The organism is Savagea serpentis, assembly GCF_015351395.1.
Classification (GTDB): Bacteria; Bacillota; Bacilli; order Bacillales_A; family Planococcaceae; genus Savagea; species Savagea serpentis.
Genome location: NZ_JADKPV010000010.1, coordinates 26545 through 49479 on the forward strand (window position 1 = coordinate 26545; position 22935 = coordinate 49479).

Annotated in this window: 17 protein-coding genes and 4 pseudogenes; all 21 read left to right on the forward strand. The window is 35.2% G+C overall.

The window, feature by feature from the left end:
• Positions 1-22: 22 nt before the first annotated feature.
• Positions 23-1492, forward strand: a complete 1470-nt coding sequence (locus IRY55_RS12795) for a nicotinate phosphoribosyltransferase (protein ID WP_194563726.1) — start codon at positions 23-25, stop codon at positions 1490-1492.
• A 15-nt stretch (positions 1493-1507) separates the two neighbouring features.
• Complete coding sequence (gene nadE, locus IRY55_RS12800) at positions 1508-2311, forward strand: ammonia-dependent NAD(+) synthetase (RefSeq protein WP_194563754.1); 804 nt, start codon at positions 1508-1510, stop codon at positions 2309-2311.
• A 62-nt stretch (positions 2312-2373) separates the two neighbouring features.
• Positions 2374-3306 (forward strand): AAA family ATPase, encoded by a 933-nt coding sequence (locus IRY55_RS12805; RefSeq protein WP_194563727.1) that lies wholly within the window; start codon positions 2374-2376, stop codon positions 3304-3306.
• The gene (locus tag IRY55_RS12810; RefSeq protein WP_194563728.1) at positions 3303-4385 is read left to right on the forward strand and encodes a DUF58 domain-containing protein; all 1083 of its coding nucleotides are present in this window, start codon (positions 3303-3305) and stop codon (positions 4383-4385) included. The genes IRY55_RS12805 and IRY55_RS12810 overlap by 4 nt, the downstream gene beginning before the upstream one ends.
• Positions 4382-6403, forward strand: a complete 2022-nt coding sequence (locus tag IRY55_RS12815; RefSeq protein WP_194563729.1) for a transglutaminase-like domain-containing protein — start codon at positions 4382-4384, stop codon at positions 6401-6403. The genes IRY55_RS12810 and IRY55_RS12815 overlap by 4 nt, the downstream gene beginning before the upstream one ends.
• Before the next feature lie 105 nt (positions 6404-6508).
• Entirely contained in the window at positions 6509-8035 is a 1527-nt protein-coding gene (guaA, locus tag IRY55_RS12820; protein WP_194563730.1) for a glutamine-hydrolyzing GMP synthase, read from the forward strand.
• Between the two features lie 601 nt (positions 8036-8636).
• On the forward strand, positions 8637-9818 hold the full coding sequence (locus tag IRY55_RS12825) for a YgiT-type zinc finger protein (protein ID WP_235961146.1): 1182 nt from the start codon (positions 8637-8639) through the stop codon (positions 9816-9818).
• Between the two features lie 318 nt (positions 9819-10136).
• Complete coding sequence (locus tag IRY55_RS12830) at positions 10137-11198, forward strand: DNA cytosine methyltransferase (protein ID WP_194563732.1); 1062 nt, start codon at positions 10137-10139, stop codon at positions 11196-11198.
• Between the two features lie 68 nt (positions 11199-11266).
• Positions 11267-11461, forward strand: coding sequence for a hypothetical protein (locus IRY55_RS12835; protein ID WP_194563733.1), 195 nt, complete (start codon positions 11267-11269; stop codon positions 11459-11461).
• Positions 11462-11739: 278 nt separating this feature from the next.
• Positions 11740-13038, forward strand: coding sequence for an SIR2 family NAD-dependent protein deacylase (locus IRY55_RS12840; protein WP_194563734.1), 1299 nt, complete (start codon positions 11740-11742; stop codon positions 13036-13038).
• Positions 13035-13505, forward strand: coding sequence for a hypothetical protein (locus IRY55_RS12845; protein WP_194563735.1), 471 nt, complete (start codon positions 13035-13037; stop codon positions 13503-13505). Before IRY55_RS12840 ends, IRY55_RS12845 begins: the two co-directional genes overlap by 4 nt.
• 3 nt (positions 13506-13508) lie before the next feature.
• Positions 13509-15416, forward strand: a complete 1908-nt coding sequence (locus IRY55_RS12850) for a coiled-coil domain-containing protein (RefSeq protein ID WP_194563736.1) — start codon at positions 13509-13511, stop codon at positions 15414-15416.
• Positions 15417-15619: 203 nt separating this feature from the next.
• On the forward strand, positions 15620-16465 hold the full coding sequence (locus tag IRY55_RS12855) for a DNA-processing protein DprA (protein ID WP_194563737.1): 846 nt from the start codon (positions 15620-15622) through the stop codon (positions 16463-16465).
• Positions 16458-17639: a phosphoribosyltransferase gene (locus tag IRY55_RS12860; RefSeq protein ID WP_235961145.1), complete on the forward strand. Its 1182-nt coding sequence runs from the start codon at positions 16458-16460 to the stop codon at positions 17637-17639. Before IRY55_RS12855 ends, IRY55_RS12860 begins: the two co-directional genes overlap by 8 nt.
• 290 nt (positions 17640-17929) lie before the next feature.
• On the forward strand, positions 17930-18244 hold the full coding sequence (locus IRY55_RS12865) for a YdcP family protein (RefSeq protein ID WP_194563738.1): 315 nt from the start codon (positions 17930-17932) through the stop codon (positions 18242-18244).
• Positions 18245-18256: 12 nt separating this feature from the next.
• Complete coding sequence (locus IRY55_RS12870) at positions 18257-18637, forward strand: YdcP family protein (RefSeq protein WP_194563739.1); 381 nt, start codon at positions 18257-18259, stop codon at positions 18635-18637.
• A pseudogene (locus IRY55_RS12875) lies at positions 18637-20009 on the forward strand (FtsK/SpoIIIE domain-containing protein). Before IRY55_RS12870 ends, IRY55_RS12875 begins: the two are co-directional and overlap by 1 nt.
• A 178-nt stretch (positions 20010-20187) precedes the next feature.
• Positions 20188-21321 (forward strand): annotated as a pseudogene (mobT, locus tag IRY55_RS12880) (MobT family relaxase); the annotation flags it as partial.
• Between the two features lie 195 nt (positions 21322-21516).
• Positions 21517-21734 (forward strand): annotated as a pseudogene (locus IRY55_RS12885) (hypothetical protein).
• A 102-nt stretch (positions 21735-21836) separates the two neighbouring features.
• Positions 21837-22487, forward strand: a complete 651-nt coding sequence (locus tag IRY55_RS12890; protein ID WP_213086726.1) for a DUF6037 family protein — start codon at positions 21837-21839, stop codon at positions 22485-22487.
• A 75-nt stretch (positions 22488-22562) separates the two neighbouring features.
• Positions 22563-22907: pseudogene (locus tag IRY55_RS12895) on the forward strand (antirestriction protein ArdA); the annotation flags it as partial.
• Positions 22908-22935 lie beyond the last annotated feature (28 nt).

The following is a 22935-nucleotide window of genomic DNA, read 5'->3' on the forward strand; positions in this document are numbered from 1 at the left end:
ACAGAAGAAGGGGTTTATTCGTATGAAGTCGAATTATAAGGACGATAGTTTAGCGGTACATACCGACTTATATCAAATTAATATGGTGGAGTCTTACTGGGCAGATGGGATGCATGAGCGCAAGTCGATTTTTGAAGTGTATTTTCGCAATATGCCATTCGGAAACGGTTATGCGGTGTTTGCAGGGTTAGAACGCGTGCTAGATTATTTAAAAGAATTTCGTTTTACAGAGAGTGATTTACTCTACTTAAAAGAACAAGTCGGGTATGAAGAAGATTTTTTAAATTATTTAAAGACCGTTCGTTTTACGGGAGATGTGTATTCCGTTGTCGAAGGGGAGCTCGTCTTTGCGAATGAACCACTTATGCGAATCGAAGCACCGCTCGCGGAAGCTCAATTAATTGAAACAGCCATTTTGAATATCGTCAATTTCCAAACATTGATCGCCACAAAGGCAAGCCGTATTAAACAAGTCGTAAAAGATGAAGTCGTCATGGAGTTCGGGACTCGTCGTGCGCAAGAAATGGACGCTGCGATTTGGGGAGCTCGTGCTTCAGTTGTCGGTGGTTTGGAAGCGACGAGCAATGTTCGAGCGGGCAAGTTGTTTGGAATTCCAGTTGCGGGGACTCATGCACACTCGATGGTGCAAGCGTATAAAAGCGAATATGAAGCATTTCATTCCTATGCACGTCGCCATAAAGATTGTGTCTTTTTAGTCGACACGTATAATACGTTAAAAATCGGTGTTCCGACAGCGATTCGTGTAGCGAAAGAACTCGGAGATAAAATTAATTTCCAAGGAATTCGTTTAGATAGCGGTGATATCGCTTTCTTATCGAAAGAAGCGCGTCGTATGCTAGATGAAGCAGGATTTCACGATGCTAAAATTGTCGTTTCGAATGATTTAGATGAATATACGATTTTGAATTTAAAAGCACAAGGTGCTTGTGTCGATACGTGGGGAATTGGAACGAAGCTCATCACAGCTTATGACCAACCTGCTTTAGGAGCGGTCTATAAAATCGTTTCGATTGAGAATCGAGAGGGTATGATGGAAGATACGATTAAAATTTCTTCAACTTCCGAAAAAGTGACGACACCTGGAGAAAAAAATGTCTATCGTATTATCAATCGTAAAACAGGGAAGGCAGAAGGGGATTATATTACGATGAAAGATGAAGATCCTCAAGCGGAAAAAACATTGAAAATGTTCCATCCTGTGCATACGTATTTATCGAAATATGTGTCCAATTTTGATGCGGTTAATTTACACAAGCATGTCGTGAAACAAGGAGAAGTCATTTATGACAATCCAACGTTGGAAGAAATGCGCGCTTATGGAAAAGAGAATTTGAACTTACTATGGGACGAATACAAACGTTCATTGAATCCTGAAGAGTATCCTGTCGATTTAAGTCAAAAATGTTGGGATAATAAAATGCGTAACATTGAAGAAGTTAACCAGCTCGTTCACGCTTATAAGGAGGAATAAACTGTGCAAAAAGAAATGATTGAACGCTATCACGTACAACCTAAAATTGATCCGTCAGAAGAAACGAGAAAAATTATCGATTTTTTAAAAGATTATGCCAAACATTATCCATTTGTAACAGGGTTTGTCCTCGGTATTTCAGGTGGGCAAGATTCTACTTTAGCGGGTAAGCTCGCGCAAATGGCAGTGGATGAATTAAATGAAGAAGAGGATAAACAATATACATTCACCGCACTGCGTCTACCTTATGGCAAACAATTCGATGAAGATGATTGTCAGCTCGCACTTCAATTTATTCAACCGACCGAAACGCTCACGATCGATGTGAAACGTGCAGTAGATGCGAGTGTACAAGCGTTAAAAGAAGCGGGTGTTGAAGTATCGGATTTCGTAAAAGGCAATGAAAAAGCGCGCGAACGGATGAAAGTGCAATATTCAGTCGCTGCGATGCGCGGAGCTATTGTCCTCGGGAGTGATCATGCGGCGGAAGGAATTACAGGCTTCTATACGAAGTATGGAGATGGTGGTGCAGATGTAATGCCACTCTTTAATTTGAATAAACGTCAAGGTGCTCAAATTTTGGAACATTTGAATTGTCCGCCCGTCCTATACCATAAGGTTCCGACAGCCGATTTAGAAGAAGACCGCCCAGCTCAACCAGATGAGGAAGCACTTGGGGTCACATATGCCGAAATCGACGATTATTTAGAAGGTAAAGATGTTTCTGCGAAAGCTCGTCAACGAATCGAACAATTGTACGAACAATCGATGCATAAACGCCACTTACCGATAACTCGTTTTGATACATTTTGGAAATGATTAAACATGAGAGTTTTCTGTCTAGCGGCAGAAAACTCTTTTTTTGAAAGGAGCAGGGATGAATGATTATTGAACAAATGGAAAAAGTGATTGAAAATATAGAACGCCACATTGTAGGGAAACGTGAAGTGATTGAATTGAGTTTAACCGCCCTTTTAAGCGGAGGACATATTTTATTAGAAGATGTTCCAGGAGTGGGAAAAACAGCGCTCGTAAAAGTTTTAGCACAATCTTTGCAACTGCCATTTCAACGTATCCAATTTACACCAGATTTACTCCCGTCCGATATTTTAGGTGTATCCATCTATAATCCCGCCACGCAGCAATTTGAATTTAAAAAAGGGCCGATTTTCGGCAGTGTACTGTTAGCGGATGAGTTGAACCGCGCTTCACCGAAAACACAGTCTGCTTTATTAGAAAGTATGGAAGAACAACGTGTGACGATGGACGGAGCTACATATGCATTACCTCAACCCTTTTTTGTAATGGCGACACAAAACCCTGCGACACATCACGGAACGTATGATTTACCTGAAGCTCAACTCGATCGCTTTTTATTTAAAGTAAAGATGGGATATCCAGAGTATGAAGAAGAGTTGTTTTTATTGAACCATCATATGGAGAATAGCGTGTTGCAACCTGTATTGACGATTGAAGCATTGATGGAGATGAAGCGAGAAGTCCATGGTGTGAAAATCCATGAGCAAGTGCAACGTTATTTACTCGATCTCGTTCGCTCTACGCGCATTCATCCTTCACTCGACCTTGGCCTAAGTCCACGAAGTGCACTCGCTTTCCAACATGCGACGAAAGCATATGCGACGTTAAAGGGACGCATGTATGTCACGCCTGATGATATTCAATATTTATTTCCTTACATCGCTTTACATCGCCTTCATGAAACGAAAGAAGCGCTCTTTGAAGGGATGACATTGGAACAGATTGTAGCGGATATAATTGTGACGACTCCCGTACCTGTTGGAGTATTTGTATGAAATTTGATTGGCGAGCGAGTCTATTAGCTTTATTTTTAATCGCGCTATGGATTCTTGGTTGGATTGAACAACAATCTGTTATTTTGTTTACCGTATACAGTTTAACTCCGTTTATCCTTTATGCGCTTCTGTTGTCGATTTATCCTTATTCTCGTATTGACATTAAAACAGAAGTAGTTGAAACGCCAAAACAAGGACAACGTGTCATTCGTCAAACATACCGTCGAAATAATCGCTTTCCCTTATTTTATCTTCGGGGAGTAGAAACGTGGAGGAGTCAAAGAGAGACGCGTAGTAAATCGTATGCGGTTTATATTGGCTTTCGAAAAGAATGGAAAGTGGAATATCCATTAGAGGATTTAATGCGTGGTCACTATCGATTGCACGATGTTACGTGGGAAGCGCATGATTTATTTCATTTAATTCGCAAAGAAATAAAGGTTTCAACAGACGCTGCATTTTATATTTATCCACGTGTAAATGCGATGTATTTACGTCATATTCAACGAGAACAACAATTGTTAACGGAAGGCTCAAAATATGAAAAACCACGCCATCTTCACGGTACAGACTTGTCCAATTTGCGTACATATGTGCAAGGGGATCCGTTAAAAGATATTCATTGGAAAATGTCCGCTAAACAAGGAGAGTTTGTGACGAAGCAATATGAAGAACCTGTCCATTCTCCGATTACAATTGGACTTGATTTGTATGGAGAACATTGTTTTGAGGAGCGCCTATCATTCGCGATGACTTGTCTGTTTCACTTTTATACGGAAGGGATTTCTTTCACCTATCAATCGATGCAAAATGACATTGAAAAAGTAGAAGTGAGTGATGCAGTAACTTATGAACGAGTGAGACGTTTATTAGCAACAGCGACCGCTTCTCCCTCCCGTGTGTCAGCTGATGCGTGGCGACAAGTCGAAGGGATGATTTTCATTACGAGTATGACGGAAGCGCCTTTTTATCAAGTGGCTTCTACTTTAAAAATATTTATTTATGTCGTTGCTAAAGAGCGACCGAAACTCTTGCAGCAAATGGCGTATATTCCAGTGCGTGAGGAGGATCCATCATGAAGGCAGAACGAATGATCTCCGCACTTTCACGTCTTGTGATTTATATGAGCAGCTTTTTTATTTTATCCGAATGGTTGACCCCTATTTTAGAAGTGACCCATTCAGGCTCACGTTTTCATTTTATGTTGTTTGTCGCTTTCAGTTTAGCTTTATACTTTTTGCGAACCCCTTGGTTTATTAGTTTTCCGTTGAAATTGATTGCGACCGTTTTATTAACGACAAAAATATTCGATGAATATGCGAGTTGGCAAGACGTTTGGCCATTTTTGAAAGAACAGTATGAATGGAATGTACCTTTTCTTTTTATGTGGGATATTGAATGGTTAACGAATGAATTTCGCACGTTCCTGTTTTTTATTTTGTTATGGATGTTTACGTATTTTATCCATTACTGGACAGACCGTATGAAACGCCTCTTTTTATTCGCCATCGTCACTTGGGCATTTTTCATCATTCTCCATATGTATGGGACGTATGATAGTACGTTCGTCATTCCTAAAGTGATGGCTTATTGCTTGGTCATATTCATTGCGATGTATTGGTATCGCATGTCCGAACGAAACTTACCGAATCAGTGGAAAAAAGCTCTTCTGAGTCAATTAGTAGCTGTCGTTGTCGTTTGGAGTGTTGCTTTTACTTTGCCAACTTCGGGAGATCAAATGTTGTTGTCAAATCGACAAGCGCAAGGTGAGAGGGCGACGGGCTATAGCGAGGATGATGAACAACTCGGAGGGACGATTCAAGATAATGACGCGGTCGTTATGAAAGTGAAAGGTCCAGCGAAACAATATTGGAAAATTGAAACGAAAGATACGTATACATCGAAAGGTTGGGCCAATACGGAAGAAGAACATCGAAAAAACACATTGCCATTTGCTGAACCGACAAGCCCGCATGAGAAATATACGATTCAATTACTCCACTCGTTACCGTATGCGCCGTATCCATATCAAATGGAAGGGGCGACTCCTTTGGATGGGGGAGGTGCCGCAACATTTACGTTAGAGGAAGAATATGATCGCATGCGCGCTTATGCGAGTTACGAAGCGGTTGATGTCAATACTTATCAAGTGACCGTTCGAAAAGAGGCATACTCTGTCGATTATATGCGCACATTACAATTAGAAGACTATGTGAATGAGCCAGTAGGACGATATTTACAATTGCCGGATAGCTTACCAAATCGTGTACGAGAACTCGCAACATCCATTGTAGAGCCGTATGACAATGTATATGATCAAGTGAAAGCCGTGGAGCATTATTTCGCAGAAAATGGCTATGTGTACGATAAGGCGAACGTTCCTGTCCCTCAAGACGGTGAAGATTATGTCGATCAATTTTTATTCGAATCCCAAGTCGGTTACTGTGACAACTACTCAACCTCGATGGTCGTCATGTTGAGGTCGTTAGGCATTCCTGCTCGCTGGGCAAAGGGATACGCATTTGGTGAACAACATTATGAAGAGGGAGAGATCGTTCATACGATTACCCAAAATGATGCTCACTCTTGGGTGGAAGTGTATATGAAAGAGGAAGGTTGGGTTCCATTCGAACCGACGCTCACATTTACGAATCCTGCCGATTTCCATGAAGAACGAGAAGAAACACCAGAAGTAGAAAGTGCACAAGAAGAAGTGAAGGAAGAGCAACAGCCAATGTCTGAAGCTAGTCCATCTCCTTGGAAAATGTGGGTAATCCTCATTGCTCTTGTCGCCATAACTGTTGGAGCAGGGTATACCTTATATAAACGTAAACGACGCGAGCCTTCAATCGCTGAAATTGTGCCTACACAATATGAACGTTTATTGAAAAAGCTCAAGAAAAAAGGCTTTGAACGACATGAAGCCGAAACGTATTCAACATTTGCTGAAAAAGTATCGGAAGAATTAAATCTTGACGGTTTTATCGAGTGTACGAAAATTTATGAAAAATTGCTTTATAATGGAATGCTTGAAAAAACTGAATGGTTGCGTTTGCAACAATTGATAGACCGCGTTTTTGAACAGGTTGACGGTTGATTTCTGTCGCTTTTACGAGTAAAATGAACGCAATCGAACGTTGAAAATTTTTTTCAACGCAAGTGAGTTATATCACTTAATTTTAAGAGAGAAAGAGGTAAAAACATGGCAGCGCCTTTATTAAGTGCACAACAGAAAATTGTCGTTATTGACTTAGGTAGCGCACACAATCAGTTATTGACGCGTACGATTCGTGAATTAGGGATGTATAGTGAGCTTCACGCCCACACGACGACAGCAGAACAGATTCAAGCGATGAATGCAGCAGGTGTCATTTTATCAGGTGGAACACTCGACGTGATCGAGAAGTACGAATTAACGGTGGATCCAAATATTTTCAAATTGGATATTCCGGTGCTTGCGATTAGTTCAGGAGTGAAAGAAGTCATTGAACAATTCGGTGGAGCGGTGCAAAAACGCGACGTCCTCGATGCACAAGAAGAAATTCAAGTGCCAGCCTCTACTTTATACGAACAACAATCAACATTGACCGTTCAATTTGTTGAGCAATACGAAATTACAAATTTACCAACTAGCTTCGAGCGTCTCGCAGGAGATGACGTCATTGCGAACGATGAAGCGCAAGTTTACGGTGTACAATATCATCCAGAACTTTCGGCTTCAGAAGGCGGTAAAGAGTTATTGAAACGCTTCATCTACGACATTTGTAAAGCGACAGATGAGTGGACGATGAAATATTTCGTCGATATGGAAGTTGAACGCATTCGCAACACAGTAGGAGACAAAAATGTGCTATGCGCATTGAGCGGTGGTGTCGATTCATCAGTCGTTGCAGCACTCGTTCATAAAGCGATCGGCAAGCAATTAACATGTATTTTCGTCGATCACGGTTTACTCCGTAAAGGGGAAGCGGATAGCGTCGTTGAAACATTCCAAGGGAAATTCAACATGAACTTTATCAAAGTGGATGCGAAAGATCGCTTCTTAGGAAAATTAAAAGGCGTAACGGATCCAGAACAAAAACGTAAAATTATCGGGAATGAGTTTATTTACGTATTCGATGATGAAGCGGCGAAATTAGAAGGAATCGATTATTTAGCGCAAGGTACGATTTACGCAGATGTCATTGAAAGTGGAACAGCGACATCAGAAACGATCAAATCTCACCATAACGTTGGAGGATTACCAGAAGATTTAGAGTTCGAACTCATCGAGCCATTAACAGCGCTCTTTAAAGATGAAGTTCGTAAGCTCGGTTTAGAATTAGGTCTTCCAGAAGAAATCGTTTGGCGCCAACCATTCCCAGGTCCAGGACTTGGCATTCGCGTACTTGGAGAAGTAACGGAAGAGAAATTAAAAATCGTTCGTGAATCGGATTGGATTTTACGCGAAGAAATCGCAAAAGCAGGACTCGACCGTGACATTTGGCAATACTTCACTGTATTACCAAACATCCGCTCAGTCGGAAAACGCGATGAAAAACGTACGTACGACCATGCGATCGGCATTCGTGCTGTGCACTCAGTAGACGGTATGACATCAGACTGGGCACGCATTCCATGGGATCTTTTAGAAAAAATTAGCACACGCATCACAGATGAAGTAGAACACGTAAACCGCGTCGTCTACGACATCACAGCAAAACCACCAGGCACGATTGAGTGGGAGTAATTCACTAGAGGCATTTGAAGTGAAAACGTTGATTTGACTGCATTTCGATGGTACGTAAAATGGATGAAATGATTAAAAATGAATAGGTTCTCCGCCAAGATTCCGCCAGAGGAATTGGAGAAAAATGAGGGATATTGTGTAAAAAGCAATGTCTCTTTTTTAAATTATATCATTTCTTGAAGTCACCGTTATAAGTAATTTTAGCAAATGAATTATTAGACAGAGAGGTAAGGATTTAAAATTTTATTAGCAGATCTAATTGTTTTTGAAGGATTATCTCTTATAAAAAGGATGGAGAATAAAGAAGTTTATGAATCATAAAAAAATATATTCTATTTTTAAGAACAACTTGTCAAAATAATATTTTTTACTGAATTTCATGTTTTATTCAATAGTATCCCGGTTTTCCCCATTGGATTCCGGGGTTTTTTATCTTATTTAAAAATCACTAAAATCATCTTATCATTACCAAATTTCTTTTCCCCTCTATCCCTTTTGTTACATGACTTCATTCGATAACAGCGAGCTGATATATAGTAATGTCCAAGTGTGATAAAATATACTTGGGAAATTATTGAGGGAGGGACAATATGTGGATGTGATGCCTTTAGAAAGATTTTATGAGATCAATGAGCCGTTATCTATTGATACTTGTCCAAAGTGCAGTAAAAAGGTTGAACTTATTTTCAATGACTATAAAATAAAAATTGATGAATATACTATCGAGGTCAAGGATTTACCACAACTAGAATGTGCTAATTGCAGCCATCAGGTGCTTTCAAGTAAATCAAAACAATTAATCATGTATCTCTATCAAGAATGCAAAGCACGTAATCAGCTAGGTGTACAGACAACACCAAAGAAACTAAATAAACGCTATGGATTTTGTGAACGTTTTAACTTTAATTATGATTATAGGGATTACGAGAATATACCAGGATTAACCGGATTAGCGAATGACGGCTTCCTAACTCCAGTCTTTTTTAAAAAAGAAGCACTTATTTACTTTATGCATCATCCCGAATATGAACTTAATTTGTTTTCGGAAAGCTATGGTGTGTTTGGTTATAAAGATGAGTTTGAAGTCCCATTTGGTTTAAACAAGAATGATAAGCTAATCCTTTGGCTAGTTGACTTAGAAAAATTGGATGATAGTACTCTTAAATACTTAGAAATCCATAATGTTGCCTCTGATCATATTATAATGGATACATCGTTTTACGATGCTCAATTGAATGTAATATGGAGCGAACCGATCATTGAAAGACAAATAATTAATCTTAGGAATAAGGCTTACGACTTATTAACCTCAAAACATGGAATAGACCTGCACCACTTGGAGGGCGAGGTAATCAAATCGCTTGAAGATATTGAGAAACCTATTCTTTATAATGAGAATGAGATTAAATCAGTTATTAGTGCTTTGCATAAAATATTAATTGAAGCTGTAAACACTAAAGCATTAAAAACTTACTATGAGAGTGTAGTAGATAAAAAGGAAAAGAGCTATAAAGAATGGGGCTCAATTAAATATTATGAGTTTTTACTAACTCAGTTTTCTGCAAAACCAGTCAGAGAATTGATTGCGCCCCTCTATTTATTGAATGATTTAAGAATAATATTTTTTCACTTACTGTCCTCGGAGAGAGAGGAAAAACTTAAACAAAATGTAATTACAACACTTGGATTAACATCCTTTAATATTAAAGAGATTTATTTAAGATTGAATGAAAGATTAAAGGAGCTATTTGAAGAATTGACTATTGCTCTAGAAGATATCTAACAAACAGCCAATAGTTAGTTTTTTTTACGAACTAATACCACTCCCGTATGTACTATCATCTCTAGACATGTGGAGTGTGTATCGTTGCTACAAATAAAAACTTTATAGAAATCCTTAGTTTTAAACACTTTTACAAGCATTTCGTGTTTGTAGGAGAAGGTGAAAAAACGAGGAATAAAGTACTGAAAAACCACATTACCGTTTCGGTGGTAATTGATCTGGGGTGTGGGAACACAATAGAATAAAAACATTGAAAGGCGTTTAAATAAATTAAACGTCTTTTTTTTACGCCTAAAAACGGAGGATTGAAGTTGGAATATGACAAAACTAACTTTAGGAAGTTTATTTGATGGTATTGGTGTATTTCCATTAGCTGCTTCTCGTTATGAGATTCAACCAATATGGGCAAGTGAGATTGAAAAAGCACCCATATCTATTACAAAACGACACTTTCCTAACATGATTCATTTAGGAGATATTACAAAAGTAAATGGTGGGGAAATTCCACCCGTTCATATCATTACATTTGGGTCCCCTTGTCAGAACTTATCCAATATCGGTAAACGAGAAGGTCTTACTGGAAGTCAATCCAGTTTATTTTATCATGCAATACGAATTATAGAAGAAATGAGGTGTGCAACGAATGGAACATATCCAGTTATCGCTGTTTGGGAAAACGTCATGGGAGCTTTTTCATCAAATAACAGGCTGGATTTTAAGGCCGTGCTTGAATCGTTCACAAATACCGAAATTCCAATGTCTGCTTCTGAAGTCTGGGCAAACGCTGGAATGGTCCGAGGGAATGATGTTGATGTCGCCTGGCGATTGTTGGATGCCCAATATTGGGGAAGGCCCACACTTGCTCAAAGAAGAAGACGTATCTTTCTCGTGGCAGATTTTGGAGGACCACGTGCCACAGAAATATTATTTAAAGCCCGTAATTTGCAATCGGTTTTTACGTCTTGCAGAGAGAGCAGGCAGTCCTCCGCCATTACCAGTAGAATATCTACTCAAAAAGCAGGGGGGAGAATACCCATCGTCCGTCCCTTTCAAGAAAGACGTATGCGAAGTACAGCCAAAGAAAAAAATGAGAAAGGGTTCCATGGAAGTTTCGGAAGAACAGGAGATCCATTTCCCACTTTGCTTGCAGGATCTGTGAATTACTTTTCATTTTGGTATGAAGGAGAAGAAAAAGAAGGTTTTATTCGTCAACTTACGCCATTAGAGTGTGAACGTTTGATGGGATTACCAGAAGGATGGACAGCCCTTGGAAATAAAGATGAGGCTATAAGTGATTATGCTAGATACAAAGCGATTGGAAATGCGATTGCAGTACCATGTGCGGAATATATTATGGCTGGTATTGCAGAAGTTTTATAGATAAACAAACTAACGTGTGACAAATTCTATCTGTCATGCTTTTTTTATTGTCTAAATCAAGGGGGAGTGTGATTTCTTTGGAAGAAAATGAAGCGAAAGTGATGGATTGGATTGACAATCATTTTGTTTTGAATGAGATAGAGATTGAAGACTTTCCGTTTTTTCCTCACGGGAAATTGATACGTGATAAAAATGGAGAATGCATAGTTGTTTTTTGGTGTGTGATTTATGGACGTGAGGATTATCATTTTCAAGAAGCGTAAGGAATGATTTAGAAATTAAGATGAATCTCCCCATACCTTCGCCTCATACTTATGATTTCTATATGAATGTATAAGTAAAAAATGTAGTCTATATAATGGGATTTGAAGATGTAATTCTAAAATAATATGGTTTCAATTAGAGTATTTGAAGAGAAAATGTTAATTTGATTTCAGTTATCTATCTCTTGCTGTTTGTTACACAGTATTTATTTTAACCCTTACAAGATATTATGGTAAACTGAGGTAAGAGAGTTGTTCTTATGTAGGGGGGAAAGTTAGTGAGCCAATATATAATTGAAGAACTAAAAAAGAAATATCAAGATAAAAAAATTATTCCATTTATAGGTGCTGGGTTGTCTATTCCATTCCAATTAAAATCATGGAATGCGATTATACAGGAGTTAAGTCACACATTTTTAAAGCAAGAATTTTGGCCAATAATTAAACATGATTTAGATTTAGGAGAATATCAGACAGCAATTGAAAATATTAAAAGATACGGGAACATAGATGATCAACCAATTCAAGAAAAAATTGCTGATTGCTATTCTATTAGAATCACAAATACTAATGCTTCTATAGACAGTAATTACCCAGATCTTATTAAACAAAATTTCAAAATATATTTAACTACAAATTATGATAGATTAATTGAGGATCATATTCCCGGAATAAATAGTTTTAATTCACTTACTGAGTACACTTCAAACACACAGAGATTGTTTAACGATAATGAAGAAAAGTATTTATTTCATATCCATGGAAGTGTATCAAATCCTGATACAATAACTATTTCATCTGAGAAATATGAAGAATTATATTTAGAGAAAAGATTCGATAATTTGATGAAAGCCTTCTCAAGTTCGTATAGCTTTCTATTCTTAGGATTTTCCTTCAACGATACTTTTATAAGGACTTTGATCAAAGAACATAAAAGCTATTTTAAAGGTACACATTATTTGCTTGTTAATGCTGGTGAATTAGATACCAAACAGAAAAGAAATTTATTTCGAGAATACGGTTTAACAATTATTGAATATGATATAGCTGACTCTTCTCATATCAGAGAGTTACGATATTTGTTAGCTGAAATCACAGAAGAAAACATAATGGAACCAGAAGGTAAGAAAGATTATCAAGTCGCAAAGACAAATTACACTTCAATTACAATAGATGATTTGACTAATAGTAAGAATCATGAAAAAAGTTTATTTTATCGTAAGTTGGAAATCGCAAATATTGGTGAAAAACTTAGTGAAATAAGCAAATACTTTTATATTGCAGCTGAAAAATTTATCAGAGAAAGTAAAAAATTCGGACTACCTAAAGAGTTTATTGATGGTATATTAGCTGAAGTCTTTATGAAATACAAAGAAAGATATATTGAAATTTATGATATCGAAGGAAAAACAAGTAAAGAGTTGTTAATAGAAATCCACAAAAATTTAGAAAATATAAATATTGATAGACTGGTAAATAACACAAATAAGCCTACATCAGCAGAATCTAAGGGATTTATTCATGTGCTTGCAGACGACGAAGAAAAAGATGTATGGTGGGGAAGTGAAAGGTTATGAACACTGATAATAATATTTTTCAGTTACCTGCAGAAATAGACTTACTGTTTGATAATAAAAAGTTAGATGTTTTAATATACCTTGTTACTATGTATCATTTAGCAGTAAATTTTCGGAAAAGAAGGTTTAGTCTTGAACAATTATTGTACTATTATTCAATTATATATTTTGAAAGTCATGAAATCAATTCCCCTTTGATTTATAAGTATTTAAGAGATAAAAAAAGAGTGAATGAAATTATGATATATTTGGAGAATTTACATTTTATCCAAATTCATGGTGATATCTTTACTCCAATAAATAAATTGAAAATTTCTGTAACACAAAGAGGAATTGGGGCAATAGATGCTTTAGAATCCGATAGTGTAGAAATGTATCTAAATAAAATTTTTATTATTATAAGAGACTATCCATACGAGACTATGTCAACTAGATTTAATCATTTGCTATATGAGGGAGAGTTTTAACTGATGATTATAAAAAAATTAATTGTCCAAGGCATCTCTTATCAGAGGACTTTAGAATTTTCGAAGGAATTAAATATTATTAGTGGTGAAAAAACATCTGGAAAATCATTAGTCTTATCTCTTATTGATTATTGTTTAGGGAAAGACCGTGGAATCTCACTAAAAGTACAAACTGAGTTGGCAGATAATGTTGACTTTATTTTTTTAGAAATAGAAATAAATAAAGAAAAATTTACTATTTCTAGAAGTATTAAAAAAAATATTTCTGTATTTTGGTTGTATTATTGTCGATTCAATAGTATTAATGAGTATATTCCAGAAAAACTTAATAAAAAAGAATTACAATCTTTTCTAATGAAAAAAATAGGGGCAATGGAATTTAAGAAGACAAAGAATAAGGCTAGAAGTAATGAATTAACCACTGAAACAATTTCGTTTAGGGATATCTACAGATATTGTTTTGTAAATCAACATGATTTAGGAACTCATAATTTTCTATCTTACAATGAACCAATGAAAAGGTATAAAAACCCTATTTCATTTGAAATGATATTTGACTTAATTGACTTTTCTCAAAACGAATTACAAACTGAGATTGCTAAAATTCAAAACCAGATAAATGAAAATGAAAAAAAGAAAGATAATCTAGAAGGTTATCTTGATCAAAGAGATAATACCGATTATTCAGATCTTTTAGATCGAATTGGTAATTATGATGACCAAATAGATGAACTCATACAAAGGAAAAATAAAATTATCAAAAGGCAGAATCAACAAAATGAAATAGCGACAAGTAACAAAGATTATGTTCTATTAAACTCGGAAATTAATAAATTAGACTCTGAAATTGAACAAATCAAAAAACAAATAAAGGATATACAATTAGGCATAACTAGTAATGAACTACTTTTGAGTGATTACCATTCCGAAATGAAAGATATAAAAACCACTGAGGAGATAAATTATAAACTTAAGATAAGTGATCATGAACTTACATGCCCTTTATGCAATTCGAGAGTGAAAAATGAACTGCATCAAGAACATAGTCAAAAAAGTTCTCCTGAGAATTTCAAATATATTTTGAAAGATATTCAACAAAAAATAAAAATGGTTAATGAGGTAATTGAAGGTAGCAATGAAAAAATAGTAGAGCTAGATATGCAGATAAAAAGAAAAATGAGAAAAAAGGAAATTTTATCTCTAGCTTTGAGTGAATTTTCAAAAGATGTTAACACTCCCTTTTTACCGCAGCTTAATAGTATTAATGTGAATATTAATAATTTGGATAAAGATAGGGAAATTTTATTAGAAAGTAAGCGAGTTTTTCATAAAATTAATGAAATTAAAGAGGTAGTAGATAATGATAAAACTCAATTGAAATCTTTAAAAGATAAATTAAGTGCAATGGAGGAAAAAAGTAAGAGAAGGAATCAGATTATGAATGATCTGAACAAAGTGTATCTAACAAATATGAAGAAAATGAAATACTATGATACCACAGACTCGTTCATAGACGATGAAGAGTATATTCCATACTATAAAAATGCTAGTGTTTATGAACACGAAAGTGGAGGGTTACTAGAGTGCATGCAACTTTCCTTCCTTGACGCCATTATTTCTAGTCCTTCTGCAATATTTCATCCTAAACTGCTAATCCTTGATTCTATAAGTAAATATTTTGGTACAAATAAAAATGAACAAAGTGTTGAAAATGAGGATGAAAATATGATAAATGACCCAGAAGTTTATTTGAATATATATTATATGCTAGTAAAATTATCGAGAAAAGCACAAATAATTGTTGTTGAAAACATTCCACCTACCGAAATGTCGCAATATGTTAAATACTCGTTTAGAAGTGGAGAAAAAGGGTTCATAGATTTAAGTAAGAATGAATTTTTAATCGACTAACTTTTTATTTTCAGAGTTAGAGTATAGACATTGTATAATTTTTAAATTCAGTGAGAACCTTTTTTATTATTTATTACAAATATTACTCGCTATTTAGGAGTACCTTGTAATCTTGAAGATTTATTATGAATGCAAGTAATTTATCTAAGAGTACTCTGAGGTCTACTGTTTTTTACAACTTATTATAAAAAAGGGGTTATGTTATGTCAGAAAATATAAGAAGTGAATTATTCTTCTTGAAACAGTTTGGTTTTAGTGACACCCTTTTACAACATATTTTCTTATTAGGAACAGATCCACTACAAACTATTTTCAATAGTGAAACCAAGATGTATGATAAATTCACTAGTAAAGAAAGAAGGTTGGCAGGAAAACTTAGTGATTATAAAAAATTCAAGGCTGATTTGTTTAAAAACGAAGAATTATTAGAAAAAAACAGTCAAAATAAATTATATTTTAAATATGATGTCAATGAACTGACAAAATTATTACCTGACAAAGTTATGCCTCTGTTTATGTATTCAAAAGGAGATTGCTCTCTTTTAAATGATAACAAAAAAAGAGTGGCAATTGTAGGCACCCGCCATCCATCGAATAAAGCAGTTGCAATAACCGAAAAAATAGCTAAAGAATTCGTTGAGGACAATTATATCATTGTTAGCGGATTGGCGGAAGGTATTGATACAATTTCTCATGAAACAGCTATCCTTAATAAAGGAAAGACAATTGCAATATTGCCTACAAATTTTAAAAAAATATATCCCAAACATAACAAAGAGCTAGCGAAAATAATATCAGATGAAGGTTTACTTCTAACATCTATTGGACCAAATGAGAATACTTATAAATCTAGTTTTTTAGATAGAAACCAATATGTAGCAAATATCAGTGATTTAGTTATTGTAATAGAAACTAATTTAAAGAGCGGAACAATGAATACCATCAGAAATGCCAGTGAGGCCGGTAAGAAAATTCTATTTGTTGATCAAAAAGATGACATAATCAATAATAAAATCTACGAATTTGGAGGTGAAATGATAGATGATTAAAAAAAACAAAATGATTTTTATATCGAAATTAATCTTTTTTACTGAAGATAATGAATTGATTGAGGGGAATTTACAAATTGCTGACTTATTTGATACTCAAGATGTATATTTAGCAATTGTAGCAAGACAATCAACAATTAATATATTAAAAAGTAAAATACCTAAAGAATATACGGAAAAAATAAAACTGGTCAATCGGAGCTCTCAAAATAAAGATACGATTAGAAATCTAAAAGAAAAAGGGGCAATTTTTGGATTTATTGGTATTGTTGAAGAAGATGCCATATTTTCTTTTAATTGTAAGATGCCATTATTTAATCCTGAGCGACTGAGTAGTGGCAGAGTTATGATTTCTGAAAAAGTAAAAAAATATGGCTTACCAATTATGGAATTTCAAAATGTTATCGACTGTTTAAAAGCTTTTGAAGTTCATAAAGACAATTATTTTCAAATATCTTTTGAAGATAAATTCAGCGTCGTAAGTCTGAATAATGCGAACACTTATTACAGACCTGAAGAGGAAGTAAGAATAAAAGAAATCTTTGAAACTAATTTAAAAGGTGATGTATCATCAAGAGATCAAAGGATCTTACTCCTTCTATTATTTCATTTAATAAATGAAGTAACAACAAATAATTTTTTTGATAATGTTGATTATTGGGGGACTTTTCCATCCTCTAATCCAGAGAATACAGATACGTCTATTTCCTTTTTAAAAGAGGCTGTTAGAGTCCTTATTAATGGCGGTCCTAGAACAGGACCAGAAATATTGATTAGACATTCCCCTATGCAAGCAAAACACACTAGTGGGGCATTGCGTTTAAACAATAAAAGTGACAAAGACTTTGATACTTTAATTGTTAATCCAAATTTAATTAATCGTATCAAAGGAAAAGTCATATGTATTATTGATGACTACATTACTAATGGGTACTCAGCTGAATCAGCTAAACATTTGCTTTTCGCAGCCGGCGCTAAAGAGGTTGTTTTTATTTCAATTGGTAAATTTGGGAAAAGATATTACTCCACTAATTATGAAATAAAAGGGGACGTATCAGAAAAATTCTCTTATAAATTTACTAATGAAACTCTTTATACGGATAAACTTAGTGGAGAAATGTTTTATAACTACGATAATGATGTAGAAATTTTAAATTTTAGTAATTTAGTTTAATCAATGTTTATATTATAAAAATCGATTAACCTATCTAAAAGTTGTTGATGATTAGGTGAATTTCCTTTGATACATATTTTACAGATAGTTAAATAAATAGACAAAAATCATACAAATTAATATTTAAGCTGTAATCTTTTATTGACGTTCAGAAATGGGCGTCTTTTTTTATTTGAATTTTTGAAAGGAGTTGATAATGTGTTACAAACCTGTAATGAACGAGCCCCACCAATTCCCAATGTCATTTATTCAAAGTTTAAACAGACAATTAAAAAGGAGGAGAAAATCATATGGAACTAAAGTACGTTATTCCAAACATGGAAAAAACGTTCGGGAATTTAGAATATGCAGGAGAAGGAAAAGTTGAACAGAGAAGGATTAATGGGCGTATGACAACATTGTCACGTAGTTATAATTTGTATTCCGATATTCAACGGGCAGATGATATTGAGGTAATCTTGCCACAAGAAGTAGGAGAGAAATTCTTTGAACATGAGGAAAAAGTGAAGTTAGTCAATGCTAAAATCACTGCTGAAGGCTATAAAATTGGTGATCGTGGTTTTACAAAATACATTTTACATGCTGACGATATGGTCAAAGCATAAGGAGGAAAAAAGATGAGATTAGCGGAAGGAATTGTGATTGATAAAGAAAAGACATTCGGATTATTAAAGTTTTCGTCATTACGCCGAGAAGTGTTTCTACAAAATGAAGATGGTACAGTATCAACGGAAGTAAAAGAACGCACCTATGATTTAAAGTCTCGTGAACAAGGACGTATGATCCAAGTAAGCATTCCTGCTTCTGTTCCATTAAAAGATTTTGATTACAATGCGGAAGTGGAACTCATTGATCCTGTCGCAGATACAGTCGCAAATGCAACATTTCGTGGGGCAGACGTGGATTGGTATATCAAGGCAGATGACTTGGTTTTAAAAGGGAAAACAGCGTCTCCAGGCACTAACACTCAAAAATCCACTCCATCCAAAGATAAATAATGAAATTTTACCGAAAAAGAGGGAAGCGAATTCGACCAAGTGACGCCTCTCTCTTTTTTAAATTTCTCTTTTTTGGGTTGTTTGGTGTATGGCTCGTTTTCTTTATCCCTTTTCATGTAAAGTTTTTACTTTCGACAACGTGGGAAGTTGATCCATTTCAAACACATTTTGTAAGTGCGTATGGATTAACTTCACTAATCATTAGCTTGGTGTTGGTGGCAATTTGTGTTTTGCTTTATTATCGGTATCGTTATAACCATCTAAAACAATTGATGCATCGACAAAAGCTCGCAAAGATGATTTTAGACAATCAGTGGTATGAAACAAAACAAGTGGTGAATGAAGGATTTTTCAAAGATATCCCATCTAGTAAGGCAAAGGAAAAAATCAGTCATTTTCCAAAGATGTATTATCGGTGTGAAAAAGGCATGATTCATATTCAAGTGGAAATAACGCTTGGTAAATATCAAGAACCACTTTTAAATTTAGAAAAGAAGTTGGAAAGTGGCTTGTATTGTGAATTAGTGTCAAAAGAATTACATGATTCCTACGTTGAGTATGTTCTGTTCTATGATATAATTGCGAACCGTATTTCCATTGATGAAGTCATTGCGCAAAACGGTAGCTTAAAGCTCATGAAATCAATGGATTGGGAATACGATAAGCTGCCACATATGTTGATTGCTGGCGGAACAGGTGGTGGAAAAACGTATTTTATTCTTACGTTGATTGAAGCACTGCTAAAAACCGATGCGAAGTTATATATTTTAGATCCAAAAAATGCCGATTTAGCTGATCTAAGTACCGTCATGCCTGATATATATTATAAAAAGGAAGACATGATGGCAAGTATTGATCAATTTTATGAAGATATGATGGCTCGAAGTGAAGAAATGAAACAGATGGAAGGATATAAAACAGGGGAAAACTATGCTTATTTGGGTTTAGCTCCTCATTTTTTAATTTTTGACGAATACGTTGCATTTATGGAAATGCTTGCTTCTAAGGAGAGTACGGCTATATTAACGAAACTAAAACAGATTGTCATGTTAGGACGTCAAGCTGGATTTTACCTTATTCTTGCCTGTCAGCGACCAGATGCAAAATATTTAGGGGATGGAATTCGTGATCAATTTAATTTTCGGGTTGCCTTAGGAAGAATGTCCGAACTAGGATATGGCATGATGTTTGGAAGCGACGTCCAAAAACAATTTTTCTTAAAACAGATCAAAGGACGTGGGTATGTCGATAAAGGGGATAACGTGATTACCGAATTTTACACACCACTTGTGCCAAAGGATCATGACTTTTTAAAAGAGATAGAGAAGTTAGCTCAATAAGGCTGCCCAGTGCGGCGGCGTGCGAAGCGTAAGCCGCTGTGCTGGGCAAAGCCTGCGGGGCGATAGCCACGCTTTACCCCCCGTTTCTAACAGGGGGGTAGAAAAACAATAAGAAACTGTTTCAAAAGTACAGAAACCCTGATGTATCAAGGGTTTAGGTCATATTACGAAGATGTCAGCTTTTAGTCCTTAGTTGACATCTTTTTTCTGTTGGGAGGCATGCACATGAATGAAGTATCTTGGTATCAACAATTAAAAGAAAAACGATTGGCATACGGCGTATCGTAAAACAAATTAGCCGTACATGTAGGAATTTCAAGGCAATATATTAGTGAGATTGAAACAGGAAAAATGACACCGACTCCAACATTACAACAGGCGATGTTCGATATATTAGAACAATTTAATCCAGAAGCGCCTATGGAAATATTATTTGATTATGTGCGAATACGTTTTTTAACAACGAATCCGAAGCCTGTTATTGAAGAAATCTTACGGTTGAAAATGGAGTATATGATCCATGAAGACTATGCGTTTTATTCTTACATGGAACAGTATGTTTTTGGTGACATTGTTGTTATGGTTTCGCCAGATGAGGATAAAGGCTGTTTACTTGAACTGAAAGGAAAAGGATGTCGGCAATTTGAAAACTTTTTATTAGCCCAGCAACGTACATGGTTTGATTTTTTCATGGATGTATTTCGAGTAAATGGTGTATTTAAACGGGTTGACCTTGCGATCAATGATAAGACAGGCATATTGGATATTCCATTTTTAACGAACAAATGTAGAAATGAAGAATGTATTTCTGTGTTTCGTAGTTTTAAAAGTTATCGTTCTGGCGAATTGGTTCATGGAGAAGAAAAACGTGATATGGGAAATACATTGTATATCGGTTCTTTGAAAAGTGATGTGTATTTTTGTGTGTATGAAAAGGATTATGAACAATGCGTGAAACACGGTGCATCATTTGAAGATACAGACATTAAAAATCGCTTTGAAATTCGATTGAAAAGTGATCGTGCCTATCATGCGGTTGTTGATTTAATGACCTATGAAGATGCGGGACGAACAGCTTTTTCCATCATTAATCGATATATTCGGTTTGTTGATAAAGATGAGAAAAAACGTCGTAGCAGTTGGCCAGTGAATGCAGAGTGGCAGCGCTTTTTAGATTTAGGTGAAAATAGAAAAATTTATTTAACAACAAAACCTGAACCTTACACATTCGATAAAACACTTAGATGGTTGGCTCGACAAGTCGCTCCTACTTGGAAGCTGGCAACTAAACTAGATGAAATCAATCAAACAACTGTTATTCAAGATATGTTAGATCAAGCGAAGTGAAGCAAACGTCATCAACAATTATTGATGCAACAAGCACTTGAAACTGAAGATGTTATTAAATGACGGATTGGAGGACTACCATGAAATTCGTAAAATTCATTTTTATTACTATCCTAGGTGGTATTATTTTATGTTTTATCGAATGTATGCGGCAAGTAACCAAGTATTAGAAGATGGAATGAGGAATGAAAGATGGACTTTGGACAAAATTTGTATAACTGGTTTTTAAGTAATGCGCAATCCTTGGTGTTGATGGCGATTGTGGTAATCGGTATTTAGGTTTTAAACGAAAGTTCTCTAAATTGATAGGCTTTTTAATTGTTGCTTTGGTTGCAGTAGGATTAGTATTTAATGCGAGTGGGGTGAAAGATGTATTGTTAAATCTATTTAATCGAATTATTGGGGCATGATATCTAGATTGATTTATCCAAATAATAGAATTATTATTCTGAATATTATAGTTAGATTTAGAAAAGGGAGGATGATACAATAGAGTTAAAAGTGGAAAGGGATTGGTAGTTTTGACGAATAAGAAAGCTGAAATACGTTTTAATAAATTGCCACTTTTATTAAAAGATATGGAGAAAAAAGAATGGATGATAGACTCTTTTTTCTTTAAATATAAAAGTGAACAATACATTGTTATATTAACTTTGTATAATGAAAAAGAAAGAAAACCGAATAAATACGCTAAAGCTAAAGTTGAATTTATAAAGGATAACAATACAAACCATTCTATTAAAGGATTTATTGACTTTTATGAAGTTCGTTTTGATAATACAAAAGAATTTTGTGACTTTTTTGGTGTGGAAAGTAGAAATGCGGGAAGAAATTTATTTGTTGATTTTGCCGATATTTTCTCTAATTTTATACCTGAAGAAAAAATAATAAAGAAAAGTGAGAGGATACAAAAAATAATTGGTAGTCGTGCAGAAGGGAATAATCCAAAAGCGGTATATTGTTATGAGGTTCGTCGAAATGGTAAAAAAGCTGATGGAACATCGAAAAAGCGCAGTATTGCTAATAGTAATAAAGCAGAAATGCTTCGTCCAGAACTATATGAAACATTTCGCAAAGATACTAATTTGAGCTTTTACTTTTCAACAGAAAAAGCTGATTGTAAAAGCGACCCAGAAATTAAGAGAGCATTTGCAAAGAGATAAAGTAAATTTTCCAGTGGACATTTATTGTCTGCTGTTTTTTTATGCCTATTTTTAATAAAAAGGATGTGAAAACTGATGGACATGCAAGCATATATCGCCAATCTCGGAAAATATAATGAGGGCGAATGGTTTACACCACCAATCGATATGGAAGAAATGAAAGAACGTATTGGCTTAAATAGTGAATATGAAGAATATGCCATACATGATTATGAATTGCCATTTGAGATTGGTGAATACACCCCTATCTCCGAAATCAATCGGTTATGTGCCATGGTAGAAGAACTAGAAGGCTCACCAATTTATCATGAACTATCTGAAATTCAAGGTTACTGGTTCGATAGTTTAGAAGAATTACTAGAAAATCAAGACGATATTATCTATTATACAGATTGTGAAGATATGGATGTTTATGGCAGAATGAGAATGGTTCTTACGCGTATTTGGT